This window comes from Actinomycetota bacterium (assembly GCA_030682655.1).
Classification (GTDB): domain Bacteria; phylum Actinomycetota; class Coriobacteriia; order Anaerosomatales; family JAUXNU01; genus JAUXNU01.
Window position 1 is genome coordinate 25,254 of the sequence record JAUXNU010000200.1, and the last position, 14,993, is coordinate 40,246.

At 63.8% G+C, this 14,993-nt stretch carries 19 protein-coding genes; all 19 read left to right on the forward strand.

Annotated features, from left to right (window positions below; translation table 11 throughout):
* The first annotated feature begins 26 nt into the window (after positions 1–26).
* Positions 27–431 carry a hypothetical protein gene (locus tag Q8K99_13180; protein MDP2183507.1) on the forward strand — a complete coding sequence of 135 codons (405 nt, stop codon included), beginning with the start codon at positions 27–29 and terminating at the stop codon, positions 429–431.
* A 102-nt stretch (positions 432–533) separates the two neighbouring features.
* Positions 534–1,601: a peptide chain release factor 1 gene (gene prfA, locus Q8K99_13185; GenBank protein ID MDP2183508.1), complete on the forward strand. Its 1,068-nt coding sequence runs from the start codon at positions 534–536 to the stop codon at positions 1,599–1,601.
* Position 1,602: 1 nt separating this feature from the next.
* Entirely contained in the window at positions 1,603–2,469 is an 867-nt protein-coding gene (gene prmC / locus Q8K99_13190; GenBank protein ID MDP2183509.1) for a peptide chain release factor N(5)-glutamine methyltransferase, read from the forward strand.
* Between the two features lie 44 nt (positions 2,470–2,513).
* A complete protein-coding gene (locus tag Q8K99_13195; GenBank protein ID MDP2183510.1) occupies positions 2,514–3,155 on the forward strand; it encodes an L-threonylcarbamoyladenylate synthase in 642 nt (213 codons plus the stop codon).
* 102 nt (positions 3,156–3,257) lie between these two features.
* Positions 3,258–3,701: a ribose 5-phosphate isomerase B gene (rpiB, locus tag Q8K99_13200; GenBank protein ID MDP2183511.1), complete on the forward strand. Its 444-nt coding sequence runs from the start codon at positions 3,258–3,260 to the stop codon at positions 3,699–3,701.
* Between the two features lie 16 nt (positions 3,702–3,717).
* The gene (gene glyA / locus Q8K99_13205) at positions 3,718–4,965 is read left to right on the forward strand and encodes a serine hydroxymethyltransferase (protein MDP2183512.1); all 1,248 of its coding nucleotides are present in this window, start codon (positions 3,718–3,720) and stop codon (positions 4,963–4,965) included.
* A gap of 27 nt (positions 4,966–4,992) precedes the next feature.
* Positions 4,993–5,637, forward strand: a complete 645-nt coding sequence (gene upp, locus Q8K99_13210; protein ID MDP2183513.1) for a uracil phosphoribosyltransferase — start codon at positions 4,993–4,995, stop codon at positions 5,635–5,637.
* Between the two features lie 29 nt (positions 5,638–5,666).
* On the forward strand, positions 5,667–6,143 hold the full coding sequence (locus Q8K99_13215; protein MDP2183514.1) for a cytidine/deoxycytidylate deaminase family protein: 477 nt from the start codon (positions 5,667–5,669) through the stop codon (positions 6,141–6,143).
* A gap of 5 nt (positions 6,144–6,148) precedes the next feature.
* Positions 6,149–7,225: an MraY family glycosyltransferase gene (locus Q8K99_13220; protein MDP2183515.1), complete on the forward strand. Its 1,077-nt coding sequence runs from the start codon at positions 6,149–6,151 to the stop codon at positions 7,223–7,225.
* Between the two features lie 243 nt (positions 7,226–7,468).
* Positions 7,469–7,777: a hypothetical protein gene (locus Q8K99_13225; protein MDP2183516.1), complete on the forward strand. Its 309-nt coding sequence runs from the start codon at positions 7,469–7,471 to the stop codon at positions 7,775–7,777.
* Between the two features lie 13 nt (positions 7,778–7,790).
* Entirely contained in the window at positions 7,791–8,618 is an 828-nt protein-coding gene (atpB, locus tag Q8K99_13230) for a F0F1 ATP synthase subunit A (GenBank protein ID MDP2183517.1), read from the forward strand.
* Between the two features lie 78 nt (positions 8,619–8,696).
* Positions 8,697–8,912 (forward strand): F0F1 ATP synthase subunit C, encoded by a 216-nt coding sequence (gene atpE, locus Q8K99_13235; GenBank protein ID MDP2183518.1) that lies wholly within the window; start codon positions 8,697–8,699, stop codon positions 8,910–8,912.
* A 35-nt stretch (positions 8,913–8,947) separates the two neighbouring features.
* A complete protein-coding gene (gene atpF, locus Q8K99_13240; protein MDP2183519.1) occupies positions 8,948–9,520 on the forward strand; it encodes a F0F1 ATP synthase subunit B in 573 nt (190 codons plus the stop codon).
* Entirely contained in the window at positions 9,510–10,067 is a 558-nt protein-coding gene (atpH, locus tag Q8K99_13245; GenBank protein MDP2183520.1) for an ATP synthase F1 subunit delta, read from the forward strand. Before atpF ends, atpH begins: the two co-directional genes overlap by 11 nt.
* Positions 10,068–11,633 carry a F0F1 ATP synthase subunit alpha gene (gene atpA, locus Q8K99_13250; GenBank protein MDP2183521.1) on the forward strand — a complete coding sequence of 522 codons (1,566 nt, stop codon included), beginning with the start codon at positions 10,068–10,070 and terminating at the stop codon, positions 11,631–11,633. It abuts the gene before it with no gap.
* 4 nt (positions 11,634–11,637) lie between these two features.
* Positions 11,638–12,528, forward strand: coding sequence for a F0F1 ATP synthase subunit gamma (locus Q8K99_13255; GenBank protein MDP2183522.1), 891 nt, complete (start codon positions 11,638–11,640; stop codon positions 12,526–12,528).
* Positions 12,529–13,965 carry a F0F1 ATP synthase subunit beta gene (atpD, locus tag Q8K99_13260; protein ID MDP2183523.1) on the forward strand — a complete coding sequence of 479 codons (1,437 nt, stop codon included), beginning with the start codon at positions 12,529–12,531 and terminating at the stop codon, positions 13,963–13,965. It abuts the gene before it with no gap.
* Between the two features lie 13 nt (positions 13,966–13,978).
* Entirely contained in the window at positions 13,979–14,401 is a 423-nt protein-coding gene (atpC, locus tag Q8K99_13265; GenBank protein ID MDP2183524.1) for an ATP synthase F1 subunit epsilon, read from the forward strand.
* 184 nt (positions 14,402–14,585) lie between these two features.
* Positions 14,586–14,993: UDP-N-acetylglucosamine 1-carboxyvinyltransferase (locus Q8K99_13270; protein ID MDP2183525.1), on the forward strand; the 408-nt coding region annotated here is incomplete at its 3' end.

Genomic DNA, 14,993 nt, shown 5'->3' on the forward strand with positions numbered 1-14,993 from the left:
GATGGAAGCCGCGGACGAGCGCTCGCGTGCAGCTTGTACTCGCTGCGCTCCTGTGGACGACCGCCGGACTCATCCTTGGCATACGCGGAATGGACTGGCTTCTGGGAAACACACTTGCGCTCCCTTTGTTCACCGCGGCACTCATCCTCGGCGAGCTGAAGGCGCGCTACCTGCTCGATCCGGTGGCGACGAAGGCTGTCGAGCGGATTCTCGAGCGCGGGCGCGGAGCTTGCGCGGGCGGATTCCTGTCCTGGAGGTCATGGCTGCTCGTTCTGACGATGATGGCGGGCGGACACGCTTTGAGGCTCACTGCCATTCCGCACATGTGGCTTGGTGCGCTGTACACGACCATCGCGACCGGTCTGCTGCTTGCGAGCCGAAGCTTCTGGCGTGGCGCGAAGATGGCCGTCGACTCCGGGACAGGCGAGTAGCCTCGCCGGCGCACGGTCCCGAGTTTCCCGATGCTAGAATGTCATGTTGCCTGCCCGAGGTTGGAGAGCGTTTCGACGTGAGTAAGGGATCCCTGATAAGCCATGCGTGACAAGTTGCAGAGCATTCTCGACGGGTACGGCGAACTAGCCGAGCGCCTCGGTGACCCGGCCGTCCTTGGCGACCAGAAGGAGTACGCGCGCCTGGCCAAGGAGCATTCGGCCATGACTCCGCTTGCGAACAAGATCGCCGAGTACTTCAGCGTGCTCGACGGTATTGCCGATGCGCAGGAGATGCTCAAGTTCGAGACTGATCCGGACATGAAGGAGCTTGCGAAAGAGGAACTGCACGACCTCGGGGGGCAGGTCGAGGCGCTCGAAGAGGGGCTCAAGGTCATGATGTTGCCGAAGGACCCGAACGACGACAAGAACGTCATCATCGAGATCCGCGCAGGTGCAGGGGGCGATGAGGCCGGGTTGTTTGCCGGAGACCTTTATCGAATGTACACGCGCTATGCGGAGACGCAGCGCTGGAAGGTCGAAGAGATCGATGCGAGCGAGACCGAGATCGGCGGGTTCAAGGACGTGTCGTTCATGATGAAGGGCAAGAATGTCTACTCGAAGATGAAGTTCGAGTCGGGCGTCCACCGTGTCCAGCGCGTCCCTACGACCGAGTCGGGTGGGCGGATTCACACGTCGACCGCGACCGTGGCGGTGCTTCCGGAGGCGGAGGACGTCGAGATAGACATCAGTCAGAACGACCTGCGAATCGATGTCTTCCGGTCCAGCGGGCCTGGCGGACAGTCGGTGAACACGACCGACTCGGCAGTTCGCATCACCCACCTGCCGACCGGACTGGTGGTGCAGTCACAGAATCAGAAGTCGCAGCTCCAGAACAAGGAGAACGCGATGCGCGTTCTGCGCGCCCGCTTGTACGAGCTCGAGCTCGAGAAGCAGCAGACGGAGCTCGGCGCAGAGCGGCGCAGTCAGATCGGGTCCGGCGATCGCTCTGAGAAGATCCGGACCTACAACTTCCCCCAGGACCGCGTCACCGACCACCGTGTCGGGCTGACGGTACACAATCTGCCGGCGATCCTGATGGGCGACATAGGCGACCTCATCGAGGGCCTCGCCGCTGCCGACCGCGCGGAGCGCCTCGCGGCGGTGGTGTAGCGTGACCACGCGCGTCTGGTCGGTACGCGACGCGCTCGGCTGGACCGTCGACTACCTTGAGCGCAAGGGTATCGAGCAACCGCGGCTATCTGCGGAGTGGCTACTCTCCTCGGCGACCGGACTTTCTCGTATCGAGCTATATGCGTACCACGATCGTCCGCTTGGCGAGGTGGAACGGGCGAACTTGCGCGAAGGTGTCAAGGCGCGCGGGGCCGGCGCCCCGCTGCAGTACGTCACCGGCGAGATGCCGTTCCGCCACATCGTGGTGCGTGTCCGTCCCGGCGTCTTCATCCCGCGGCCTGAGACGGAGATCCTGGTGGAGCAGGTCCTCGTTGCCATCGCGTCGATCGACTCACCCGTTGTCGTGGATCTGTGCACGGGCTCAGGGTGCGCGGCGTGCTCGATCGCCCATGAGCGCCCGGATGCCCGTGTCGTCGCCACGGATCTCTCTCCTGTGGCGGTCGAGGTGGCCCGGGACAATGCCGGGCGGCTTGGCATCGCCGACCGGGTGACCGTGTATGAGGGCGATCTCTTCGCGCCGCTGCCGCGCGATCTCGTGGGTCAGATCGACGCCGTGGTAGCGAATCCGCCGTACGTACCGACCGCTGACCTGCCCGAACTACCTGCCGAGATTCTCGGCTATGAGCCATCGCTAGCTCTGGACGGCGGGCCGGACGGACTCGATCTCGCGCGGAGAATCATGTCGGATGCCCGGGAATGGCTTGTCCCGGGGCATGGGCTTTTCATGGAGCTTGACGAAACAAGGGTCTCGGATGCTGTAATCGAGATGCAGGCGTGGTATGAACATTGTAGAACCGTAGAGGACCTGGCGGGACGGTCGCGAGTTGCGGCCGGGTGTCTCCGCTAAGGTTCGGGAGGCCAGGGCAGGCGCCAGAAATGGAGGCGGTCACCATGAGCAAGGTGTTCCACATTGACCCGGAGAAGCCATCCGCGGAGGTCATAAATCTCGCCGCCAATGTACTACGGGACGGCGGGATTGTTGTTTTTCCGACAGAGACGGTGTACGGCATCGGCGCATCCGCGCATTCGTGTTTCGGTCCGCAGGAGATATTCGACATCAAAGTACGGCCTCTCGAGAAGCCGCTGCCCTGGCTGGTAGAGAACGAGAACGCACTCGACATCTTCGGGGTCGAAGTGCCTGAATTCGCACACAATCTGGCGAAGGCGTTCTGGCCCGGAGCGCTGACGCTGGTCGTCAAGGCGTCCGATCGCGTGGGCAAGGACTTCCGTGCCGATGACGGAACGGTGGCACTGCGCAGCCCAGACCACGAGGTGGTCATGGAGCTCATCCAGGCTTCGGGCGGCCCGATCATCGCCACGTCCGCGAACACGAGCGGTCGGCCGGCGCCCGGGGATTTCACCGAGGTGGAGGAGCGCATCATTGCAGCCGCAGACGTGGCGCTCGACGGTGGCGAGACAGCCCATCGGCAGGCCTCGACGGTAGTCGACTGCACTTCCGGCGAACCCAAGGTCATCCGCGAGGGTGCCATTCCGACCGACGCGATCATGTCGGCCGTGATCGGCGGTTCGTAGGCTCCGCAACGTACGGGTGAGACTGGTACAATCGGCGGTGGCGGCCCGTACGGGTGCCACCGCCGAACCGTCCGACAGATGACCTGAGAGGCATGACATCGCATGCGCGTCTTCCTTGGCAGTGACCACGCCGGGTTTGCGATGAAGGAAGCGCTCAAGCCCTATCTTGAGCGCCGGGGGGATGAGGTCACCGACGTCGGAGCCGATACCGAGGATTCGGCTGACTACCCGGATTTCGCCGAGCAGGTTGCCCGTGCGGTGAGCGAGGGCCGTGCGGATCGCGGCGTGCTCATCTGCGGGTCTGGAATCGGCATGGCGATAGCCGCCAACAAGGTGTCGGGCGTGCGCGCCGCAATGGTCACTGACGCGGAACTCGCGAAGATGATGCGACTACACAATGACGCGAACGTCGTCACACTAGGCGGGCGCTACATCTCACAGCAGCTTGCCGAGGAGATACTCGACGCGTTCTTCGACACCGAGTTCGAGGGCGGGCGGCACCAGGCACGAGTGGACAAGATCGCCGCGCTCGAGCGGCACGAGTGAAGGGGAGCACGACGGCATGACGCTGAAGTACATCCCGGGCCAGGACCCGGAGATCGCGGCGGCTATCGACGCGGAGCTCGCGCGCCAGCGGGGGACCATTGAGCTGATTGCGAGTGAGAACTTCGTCTCTCCTGCGGTGCTCGAAGCTGCGGGCACGGTGCTCACCAACAAGTACGCTGAGGGCCTGCCGGGCAAGCGCTACTACGGTGGCTGCGAACAGGTCGATATCGTCGAGAACCTTGCCCGGGAACGCGCCAAGGAGCTCTTCGGCGCCGAATACGCCAACGTTCAGCCACACGCGGGCGCGCAGGCGAACATCGCAGCTTACTACGCGTTCCTGGACCCCGGCGACACCTTCCTTGGCATGAGCCTTGCGATGGGCGGGCACCTCACGCACGGCTCACCTGCCAACTTCTCCGGCAAGTGGTTCAACGGTGTGCCCTATGGACTCGACATGGAGACCGAGACGATCGACTACGACGAGGTCGAGCGTCTGGCCAAGGAGCACAGGCCCAAGATGATTCTCGCGGGCGCAAGCGCATACCCGCGCACGATCGACTTCGAGCGCTTCGCGGCAATCGCTGGGAGCGTCGGGGCGATTCTGATGGTGGACATGGCGCACATCGCGGGTCTGGTGGCCACCGGGGCGCACCCGTCCCCGGTGCCGTGGGCCGACGTTGTCACCTCGACTTCGCACAAGACGCTGCGCGGTCCCCGCTCCGGCTTCATCCTCTGCAAGCAGAAGCATGCAGCCGCCATTGACAAGGCGGTCTTTCCCGGGCTGCAAGGCGGCCCTCTCGAGCACACCATCGCTGCGATGGCCGTGGCGTTCAGGGAGGCCATGCAGCCTGAGTTCAAGACGTACATCGATCAGGTCGTAGTCAATGCGAAGGCGATGGGGGCCGCAATGGTCGAGTGTGGGCTGCGGCTGGTCTCCGACGGCACCGACAACCACCTCATGCTCGTGGACCTCCGCCCAGCCTCCATCACCGGCAAGGATGCCGAGCGCCTCCTGGAAGAGGTCGGCTTCACCGTCAACAAGAACGCTATCCCGAACGACCCGGAGAGCCCGTTCGTGACAAGCGGTATCCGGATCGGCAGTGCTGCGATGACGACGAGGGGCTTCACCGAGGGCGAGGCACACACGGTCGGCTGCCTCGTCGCAGACGCGATCCTCAACCGCGAGGACGAGGGTCGGCTCGCACAGATCAAGGCTGATGCAGCGGGGATGCTCGAGGCGCACCCGCTCTATCCCGGGTTCTAGAGACTGGTGCAGAGGAGGGGCGTGCGCATGGACGGGAACACATATCCCAATGTGACGGTGATGGACCATCCCCTGATCCAGCACAAGCTGTCTATCCTCAGGGACATCAACACCGGAGCCAAGGAGTTCCGCGAGCTCGTGAAGGAGCTCGCCATGCTCATGGCCTACGAGGCGACCCGTGATTTCCAGTTGGCCGAGTCCATCGTCACGACGCCGATCATCGACACGACCACCTACGTGCTGGCCGGCAAGAAGGTGGCCGTCATCCCGATCCTGCGTGCGGGTCTTGGCATGGTCGACGGCATTCTTGAACTCATCCCGGCCGCCAAAGTCGGTCACATCGGCCTGTACCGTGACCCCGAGACGCTCGAACCGGTCGAGTACTACTGCAAGTTGCCCGAGGACATCGGCGAGCGAGACATCCTCATCGTCGATCCCATGCTTGCGACAGGTGGTTCTGCCGCCGCCGCCGTCCAGTTCCTGCGTGAGCGCGGCGCCAGGGTGATCAACCTCCTCGTGCTCATCGCAGCGCCGGAGGGCATCGAAGCGGTCGTGAACTGCTGCGATGACGTCAACATCTACGCGTGTGCGGTTGATAGCCACCTGAACGAGCACGGGTATATCGTGCCCGGGCTCGGCGACGCGGGCGATCGCCTCTTCGGCACGAAGTAGCGGGCCGTCCCGCACTCGAAAGGATACAAATGCCGCGACCGTCATGGGACGAGTACTTCATGAACATCGCCGTACAGGTTTCCGGGCGCTCTACCTGTTTGCGTCGTCACACAGGCGCCGTACTCGTGAAGGACAAGAGGATACTCGCAACCGGGTACAACGGCACTCCAGCCGGGCTGGCGCATTGTGAGCAGGTAGGGTGTCTGCGCGAACAACGCAACATCCGGTCCGGCTCCAACCACGAGCTGTGCCGCGGTATCCATGCAGAGCAGAATGCGGTCATCCAGGCGGCCAAGCACGGGATAGCGATCGATGGCGCGGCCGTCTATTGCACTCACCAGCCCTGCGTCCTTTGCGCGAAGATCCTGCTGAATGCGGGCATCACCGGCATAGCGTACAGGGACTCCTATCCCGACCCCCTTGCCGAGGAACTGCTTGCGGAGGCGGGTGTCCTCACGCGGTGTGTCGCTCCAGCCGGGGTGGATGGCGAGGTCGCTTCCTCGTGAGCGTGATGCACTACGGAGCCTTGATCGCAGTCGCCCTCGCCGTGACGTGGGTCCTGACCCCTGTGGTCCGCGGGCTCAGCCGGCGCCAGGGACTTCTCGACACGCCGGGGGGCCGCAAGGTTCACACGGAGGCCATTCCCCGACTGGGCGGCGTTGCGATGTTTGCGGGCTTCCTTTCCGCCGTTGCGCTTCAGGCGGCAGGAGAGAGTTGGTTGGGATGGGGCGGCATGCTCACGACAACCGGTCGCGAGATCTACGGAGTGCTCGCCGGATTGGGAATCATCTTCGTCGTTGGCGTGATCGACGACCTGTTCACCCTGGGCCCGGGACTGAAGTTCATCGGGCAGCTCGCCGCCGCATCGGTGGTGATCGGCTCCGGCCTGCGTATCGACTACGTTGGCAGTCCGGGAGGACTTGTGGCGCTCGGCCTCATCGGCATTCCGGTCACGCTCGTCTACATCGTCGGCTTCACCAACGTCATCAACTTGATTGACGGCCTTGACGGCCTTGCGGCCGGTGTGTCGGCGATCGCCGCATTCAGCTTCATGGTGCTCGCGGCCCAGGGCAACCACCTGGAAGCGGCGGCTATCGCTGCGGCGCTCATCGGTGCGTGTGTCGGTTTCTTGCGGTACAACTTTCACCCTGCTTCGATCTTCATGGGTGACTCGGGCGCCATGTTCCTTGGCTTCTCCTTGGCCACCATCTCGCTTCTCGGCGTGATGAAGACGACCGCAGCGATTGCCCTGGCGGTTCCGCTACTCATCATTGGCGTGCCCATATTCGACACCGCGTCGGCGATCGTGAGACGCGTGAGGCACAACCAGCCCATCCAGGAGGGGGACCGGGGGCACATACACCACCGGCTCCTTGGTCGCGGGTTCGACCAGCGCCAGACGGTTCTCATCATCTACGCTTGGTCTTCCGCCCTCGCGCTTGGCGGGTACGCGCTAAGGTGGGCGCCTTCGCTGATCAAGTGGGTGTCCTTCCTCGTTCTGGCGAGTCTGACCGCGTTCATGGCGTACTGGCTCGGCCTCTACGAGGCGGCGCATCATCACGAGGGCGAGTTGACCGACGAGCTCTAGTCGCGTCGCGGAACGCCTTGTCGGAGAAAGACCGTTCAGGTACGATTAGGCCGCTTTCCGAACCCCCCGGTCGGATTCACCGTCTTCGTTGCGCGCGCTCTCACGTGTGCATGGAGTCACAAGCCCTTGCGTGCGCAGTCGGGCGGGTCGAGAGCACCCGGTTCCGGCGGTTGCGATTCAAGGGGTAGGGCACTGACTTCCGAAATCCTAGGTAGCGTCCGAACGGTTCTCGAGCAGCCAGTCGTGGCGGTTGTTCTGGGGCTCGGATTCGGCGTCGTCTTGCTTCTCATCTCTCGCGCCAGCTTCCGCGGTATCACCGCCGAGGATCCGTTCCGCGGACTCGTGGTTGCAGCCATTTCTCTATTCCTAAGGCTCGGGCTAGCCGTCGCGGTTCTCTACGCCTACGACCGCTTCGCCGACTCTGGATTCCTCCCGTTCGCGCTTGCTTTCGCGGCCGGGTTCTTGGCCCTGTACATGGTGGAGTTGGTTCGCTTCGGGGGCTTGCATCGCTATTTGCGCCCCCGTTCGGGCCCCGGGATAGGAGGTAGGTAGTCGAGTGAACCCAATGGACCTGCTGCCTGACAAGATCACGGAGCTTGTCCACGAGCTGTCGGTACTGCCCTACAACGACATGCACGGGACTGTCAGCAGCCCCCTTACGCTGACCAACTACACGTTCTGGGGGATCATCGCCCTGGTGACCGTGGTCTTGATGTTCACCATCGCGGCTCGTCGCGTGTCTTTGAAGCCCGCGGGCCGGTTCACCGGGATCATCGAAGCAGGTGTCGAGTTCATTCGCGATATGGCCGTCGATGTCATCGGCCAGAAGGACGGCCCCAAGTACACCGCCTTCCTTGCCACCTTCTTCTTCCTGATTCTCATGTCGAACTTCTACGGACTCATCCCGGGCGGCAAGTCGTTCGCCGGAAGCATAGGCGGCACGGTTGCCCTCGCCTTGATCTCCTGGCTCGTGTTCGTGTGGGTCGGCATCACGAAGAACGGCTTCATCGGGTACTTCAAGAGCCTGATTCCGTCCGGCGTGCGCGAGATGCCGCTTGCCGGGCGGCTCGTGCTCGGGGCCTACATCTTCCTGCTCGAGTTCATCTCGACGTTTCTCGTGCGGCCGCTCACGTTGGCCGTCCGACTCTTCGCCAACATGTACGCCGGTCACATCATCCTCGGCGTGTTCGCCGCGTTCGTGGCGCTGTTCCTGCCGGCGTTCGTCCCCGAGCTGAGTTTCTCGGTCGGCGGCGGGGTCGTCGGGCTCGTGTCACTTCTCTTCCTGATTCTCATGTACGCCTTCGAGGTGTTCGTCGCCTTCATCCAGGCGTACGTGTTCACGATTCTCACGGCCGTGTACATCCAGAGTTCGGTCCACGCGTCGGAGCACTAGACCTGGTCAGTTTCCGGCCCTCGTGCCGGTCAAGTTGTTCGTAAGGCCCACGGGTTTGTGACTTAAGGAGGATTTGCAGTGGAAGGTTCCCTCACCGCCATTGGCAAGGGTCTCGCGTACGGCCTCGCAGCAATCGGCCCGGGCATCGGCATCGGTATCGTCGGCGGCAAGGCACTTGAGGCCATGGCGCGCCAGCCCGAGATGGCCGGTCGTATCCAGACCACGATGTTCATCGCCATCGCGTTCACCGAGGCTCTCGCTCTCCTCGGCTTCGTCCTGACGTTCCTGCTCTAGAGGGCCGGACCTGCCGAAAGAGGAGGTAGTCAACCGTGTTTACACCGATACTGCTGGCCAGCGAGGCCGCGGCGACTTCTGAGGCGTCGGGCGGTCTTGCGTCGAAGCTGGGGGCGGTTTACCCGAACCCGGCCGACATCTGGCCGACGTGGGTTGCGTTTCTCATCTTGTTCTTCGTGCTCTACAAGTTCGCGCTTCCGCCGATTCTGGCGATGCTCGACAAGCGCGCCGCGACCATCATCGAGTCCCTCGAGCGTGCCGAGCAGACCAAGGTCGAGGCCGAGCGGCTGCTCGATGAGTACAAGCAGCAGATGGCCGAGGCCCGCGGAGACGCGAGCAAGGTCATCGACCAGGGCCGCAAGGTGGCCGAGTCGATGAAGGAAGAGATCATCGCCAAGGCCAACGAAGAGGCCGCAGGCATCGTCGCGAAGGCTCGCGAGGCGATTCAGTCGGAGAAGAAGGCCGCCGTGGCCGAGTTGCAGGCATCAGTCGCCGATCTCACGGTCGCCGTTGCAGGCAAGCTCATCGGCGAGAAGCTCTCCGCCGCTGACCACGCGAAGCTCATCGACCGCTACGTCGCAGAGGTGGGCGGCCTGAATGACAACTAGCGAGATCACAGGGACCTACGGGCGGGCCCTCTTCGACCTCGCGAACGCTGCCAACGCGGTCGACGCTGCCGACGCCGCTCTCCGCACGATTGCGGAGACGGTTCGAGGCAGTGTCCAGCTGCGCGACACGCTGGCCGATTCGACCATCCCGGCAGACAAGAAGCGTGACATCATGTGCGAGCTGTTCGCCGGTGTCGAGTCGCCCGAAGCGGTTGCAGTCGCGTCGGCTATGGTAGAGCGCGGCCTGGTGGCCTCGCTTGGTGGCATGCTCGCGGCATTCGGCGCCATCGCCGAGGCCGAGCGTGGCATCGTGGTCGCCGAGGTGACCACTGCCGTCACCATGGCCGATGAGACCCGTGCGTCACTGGTCCAGAAACTGACCGCCACACTCGGGCGTCCCGTCTCGCTTCGCGAGAAGGTCGACGCCTCGATAGTGGGCGGTATCCGCATCAACGTTGCCGGTCGCGTGCTCGACGGGAGCCTCTCGGCTCAGCTCGACGCGATGCGTGCCGCGCTTGCGACGTCTTCGCAGGGAGGTGAGGCATAGGTGGCAGAGATCACTGCCAGTGCGATTCACGACGTACTGAAGGCACAGCTCGAAGGTTTCGAGCCCGAGGTCGACATGCGCGAGGTCGGCACGGTCATGCAGATCGGCGACGGCATCGCCCGCATCGATGGTCTACGTGGCGCGATGGCCGGCGAGCTGCTTGAGTTCGTGGCCGAAGGTGGCGAGACCATCTTCGGAATGGCACTCAACCTCGACGAGAACGAGGTCGGCGCCGTCCTTCTGGGCGGGGTCACCAGTGTCAAGGAGAACGACTCGGTGCGTACGACGGGTCGCGTCGTAGAGGTGCCATCGGGCAGGGCCATGCTTGGCCGCATCGTTGACCCGCTCGGCCAGCCGCTCGACGGCAAGGGGCCAATTGCGGCAGAGGGCATTCGCCCGGTCGAGTTCAGGGCACCCGGCGTTGTCGAACGCCAGCCGGTCCACGAGCCCATGCAGACCGGCATCGTAGCCATCGACTCGATGATCCCGATCGGTCGCGGTCAGCGCGAGCTGATCATCGGCGATCGCCAGACCGGCAAGACGGCGGTCGCGATCGACACCATCATCAACCAGAAGGGCAAGGACGTCATCTGCATCTACGTCGCGATCGGCCAGAAGGCCTCCACGGTCGCCGGCGTGGTAGAGACCCTTGCCGAGCACGGTGCGATGGACTACACGATCGTAGTGGCGGCCAACGCGTCCGACCCGGCGCCGATGCAGTACCTTGCGCCGATGTCGGGCGCCGCGATCGGCGAGTACTTCATGTACAACGGCGACAACGGGCAGCCCGCGAGCAAGGACAACCCAGGTCGCGCGGTTCTGTGCGTCTACGACGACCTCTCCAAGCAGGCCGTCGCCTACCGCCAGATGTCGCTCACGCTCCGCCGCCCTCCGGGCCGTGAAGCGTACCCGGGCGACGTCTTCTACCTGCACAGCCGTCTGCTCGAGCGTGCGGTCAAGCTGTCCGATGAGAACGGGGCCGGTTCGCTTACGGCCTTGCCGGTCATCGAGACGCAGGCCGGCGATGTCTCCGCCTACATCCCGACGAACGTCATCTCGATCACCGACGGCCAGATCTTCCTGCAGACCGACCTGTTCTTCCAGGGAGTTCGCCCGGCCATCAACGTCGGCATCTCGGTATCGCGTGTCGGCGGCAACGCCCAGGTCAAGGCGATGAAGCAGGTCGCCGGTTCGCTCCGGCTTGACCTCGCGAACTACCGCTCGCTCGCCGCATTCGCGCAGTTCGGCTCCGACCTCGACAAGTCCACGCAGGCAACGCTCAACCGTGGCGCACGCCTTGTCGAGCTGCTCAAGCAGGGTCGCTACACGCCGATGCCGGTCGAAAGCCAGATCATGGCGATCTTCGCCGGAACGAAGGGCTTCCTCGACGACATTGCTCCGGACAGAGTCCAGGCGTTCCGCGACGGCCTCCTCTCGTTCGTCGGCAATGCCTATCCCGAGATCGGCAAGACAATCGCCGAGGAGAAGGTCATCTCCGACGAGACCGTCGAGAAGCTCTCCACGGCTATCGAGGAGTTCAAGGCACAGTTCGCGGTCGAGGAGTAGCTGGATGCCGAACCTGAGAGACATCAAGCAGCGGATCGACAGTACGCAGAGCACGCGTCAGATCACGCGCACCATGGAGATGGTCTCGACGGCCAAGATCAAGAAGGCGCAGGAGCGCATCGAGGCGGCACGACCCTACGCGCTCTCGATGATGGAGGTTCTGGGCAATGTCGCCCGCTTCGCCATCGGTGTACCGCACCCGCTGCTGGCCGAGCATGGCAAGCGAGAGCGCATCGTCGTCATCTCGGTGACATCGGATCGCGGACTTGCCGGTGCGCTGAACTCCAACATCATCCGGCTCACCGAGTCGCTGATGACCGAGGAGACCGCGGCCGGCGCTCAGGTCGACATCATAGCCGTGGGCAAGAAGGCGGGCAGCTACTTCCGATACCGGGGAGTCAAGCCACTCGCTGCATACCGCGATATCTCCGACAAGCCGACGTTCGCCGACGCCAAGTCGATTGCGAGCCACATCATCCCGGCCTACGCCGCCGAGGAGATCGACGCGGTCTACATCGCCTTCAACCGCTTCAAGAACGTCGCCGAACAGAGGCCGGAGATCCACCAACTCCTGCCGATCGAGCGTCGCGTCATGACCGAGGCTGCCGAGGACGCCGCCGCAGCCAAGGTCAATGCGGAGTACCAGTTCGAGCCCGACGCCGAGACGGTGCTCGAGCTGCTTCTGCCGACCTACGTCGAAACGCTCATCTACCGCGCGCTCATGGAGTCCGCGGCCTCAGAACACGGAGCCCGCCGAAAGGCGATGAAGTCAGCTACCGACAACGCCTCCGAGATGATCACCACTCTGACCCGCAGCTACAACCGCGCCCGTCAGGCAGCGATCACACAGGAGATCGCCGAGATCGTGGGCGGCGCCGCGGCTCTGGAGGACTAGATGGCAGCCACTGAAACGAAGGAAATCCACATGAATGTCGGACGAATCGTCAGGATCGTCGGACCGGTCATCGATGCCGAGTTTGCCCCGGACGCCATCCCGGCGATCTACACGGCGCTCAAGATCGATGTTGAAACGCCGGTCGGGCATCTCAAGACCATCGCGGAGGTGCAGCAGCACCTTCCCAACAACCAGGTTCGAGCGGTCGCCATGAGCTCGACCGACGGACTGACCCGTGGGATGGAGGTCGCCGATACCGGTGCCCCCATGCAGATGCCGGTCGGGCCTTCGACTCTCGGGCGGATCTGGAACGTCATGGGCGAGCCCGTCGACGGCCTGCCCATGCCCGAGGTCGAGGACTTCTACCCGATACATCGCCCGGCTCCGGCGTACGAAGAGCTGGAGCCCCGCACCGAGATCTTTGAGACAGGCATCAAGGTAGTCGATCTCCTGGAGCCCTACATCAAGGGCGGCAAGACGGGTCTCTTTGGCGGCGCGGGCGTCGGCAAGACCGTCATCATCATGGAGCTCATCAACAACCTCGCCATGCAGCACGGCGGCACTTCGGTGTTCACCGGCGTCGGCGAGCGCACGCGTGAAGGCACCGACCTCTGGCTTGAGATGAAGGAGTCAGGGGTCATCGAGAAGACCGCGCTGATCTACGGCCAGATGAACGAGCCTCCCGGAGCGCGTCTGCGTGTCGGCCTGGCGGGTCTGACCGCTGCAGAGTACTTCCGCGACCAGGGCCAGGACGTGCTGCTGTTCGTGGACAACATCTTCCGCTTCACCCAGGCGGGCTCCGAGGTCTCGGCGCTCCTTGGCCGCATGCCGTCGGCGGTTGGATACCAGCCAACGCTGGCCACCGAGATGGGCGACTTGCAGGAGCGAATCACAAGCACCAAGACCGGTTCGATCACGTCGGTGCAGGCCATCTACGTCCCCGCCGACGACCTGACCGACCCGGCCCCGGCTACGGCGTTCACGCACCTCGACGCCACCTCGGTTCTGTCGCGTGGAATCGCCGAGCTAGGCATCTACCCGGCCGTTGACCCGCTCGCCAGCACTTCCCGCGCGCTTTCCGCGGACGTCGTCGGCGAGGAGCACTACCGCGTGGCGCGCGAGACCCAGGCGATCCTCCAGCGCTACAAGGACCTGCAAGACATCATCGCCATCCTCGGCATGGACGAGCTGTCCGAGGAGGATAAGCTCACCGTGTCACGTGCGCGCAAGATGCAGCAGTTCCTGTCGCAGCCGTTCTTCGTAGCCGAGCAGTTCACCGGCATGGCGGGCAAGTACGTCAAGCTCGAGGACACGATCCGCGGGTTCGACATGATCGCCAAGGGTGAGTGCGACGATCTTCCCGAGCAGGCGTTCCGCTACAAGGGCGGGATCGACGAGGTTCTTGAGGCTGCCGAGCAGCTCAAGGCCACCGCGTAAGGAGCAACGATCCATGGGACGCACTCTCATATGCGAGATCATCACGCCGGAGCGCATCGTGTACACCAACGAAGTCGCGATGGTGGTTGCACCGACGGTCGACGGCGAGGTCGGAATCCTGCCGCTACACGCACCACTCGTGAGTGCGCTGAAGCCGGGCGAGATCCGGGTGCGACGCGACAACGACGAGGTCGAGTGGTTCGCCATCGCGGGCGGCTACATCCAGGTACACGAGGACAAGGTCATCATCCTGGCCGATCACGCGGCGGCTTCTTCGCAGATCGATATCGAACGTGTCCGCAAGGGTGCTGAACTCGCGCAGGCGCGGCTGAAGGAGTTGTCGCGTGATGCGAGCGCCGCTGAGGTGAACGAGTGCGAACTCGAGCTGAAGTGGTGCGAGGCCCAGCTGACGGTGGCTGACAAGCGCAAGAGCTGAAGCAGCGCACGAACGTTCCCGAGTAGAGCCACTCCGAGAGGGGCCGCCCTTCTCTCTCACGTCGCTACCATTCGGTTACGATGCCGCTCGCCGTGTTGTCTCTGAGCCGGGTTCCACGCTAGCGTGGGTCGTTCTCGGGTACCATGTGAGCGGTTGGCTATGGCGAAGGGATCGGCAGCACCCCATGTCATCTTCGATCATCATTCGCGGCGGAAGTCGTCTTGCCGGCGAGGTCACCGTCGAGGGCGCCAAGAACTCGGCGCTCAAACTCATGGCGGCGGCGCTGCTGGCCGAGGGCGTGTCGCATATCTCCAACGTTCCCGACATCAGCGATGTCGATACGATGTCCGATGTGCTTGCCGGACTCGGCGTGCCAGTCACACGTCACGATCATGCGCTGGACATCGACGCGACAGAGCTGACCTCGTTCGAGGCACCCTACGAGATGGTGGCGCGCATGAGGGCGTCGATCGCGGTCCTTGGCCCGCTTGTGGCACGACTCGGCCAGGCAAGAGTCGCCATGCCCGGAGGCTGCAACATCGGGTCTCGCAAGATCGACATGCACATTCGCGGCCTCGAAGAGCTGGGCGTC

Coding starts and splice junctions, on each gene's coding strand:
- atpD (MDP2183523.1), top strand. CDS start 12,529: ATGGCAGCCACTGAAACGAAGGAAATCCACATGAATGTCGGACGAATC.
- atpB (MDP2183517.1), top strand. CDS start 7,791: ATGGACCTGCTGCCTGACAAGATCACGGAGCTTGTCCACGAGCTGTCG.
- prfA (MDP2183508.1), top strand. CDS start 534: ATGCGTGACAAGTTGCAGAGCATTCTCGACGGGTACGGCGAACTAGCC.
- Q8K99_13215 (MDP2183514.1), top strand. CDS start 5,667: ATGCCGCGACCGTCATGGGACGAGTACTTCATGAACATCGCCGTACAG.
- atpH (MDP2183520.1), top strand. CDS start 9,510: ATGACAACTAGCGAGATCACAGGGACCTACGGGCGGGCCCTCTTCGAC.
- upp (MDP2183513.1), top strand. CDS start 4,993: ATGGACGGGAACACATATCCCAATGTGACGGTGATGGACCATCCCCTG.
- glyA (MDP2183512.1), top strand. CDS start 3,718: ATGACGCTGAAGTACATCCCGGGCCAGGACCCGGAGATCGCGGCGGCT.
- rpiB (MDP2183511.1), top strand. CDS start 3,258: ATGCGCGTCTTCCTTGGCAGTGACCACGCCGGGTTTGCGATGAAGGAA.
- Q8K99_13220 (MDP2183515.1), top strand. CDS start 6,149: ATGCACTACGGAGCCTTGATCGCAGTCGCCCTCGCCGTGACGTGGGTC.
- atpC (MDP2183524.1), top strand. CDS start 13,979: ATGGGACGCACTCTCATATGCGAGATCATCACGCCGGAGCGCATCGTG.
- Q8K99_13255 (MDP2183522.1), top strand. CDS start 11,638: ATGCCGAACCTGAGAGACATCAAGCAGCGGATCGACAGTACGCAGAGC.
- Q8K99_13195 (MDP2183510.1), top strand. CDS start 2,514: ATGAGCAAGGTGTTCCACATTGACCCGGAGAAGCCATCCGCGGAGGTC.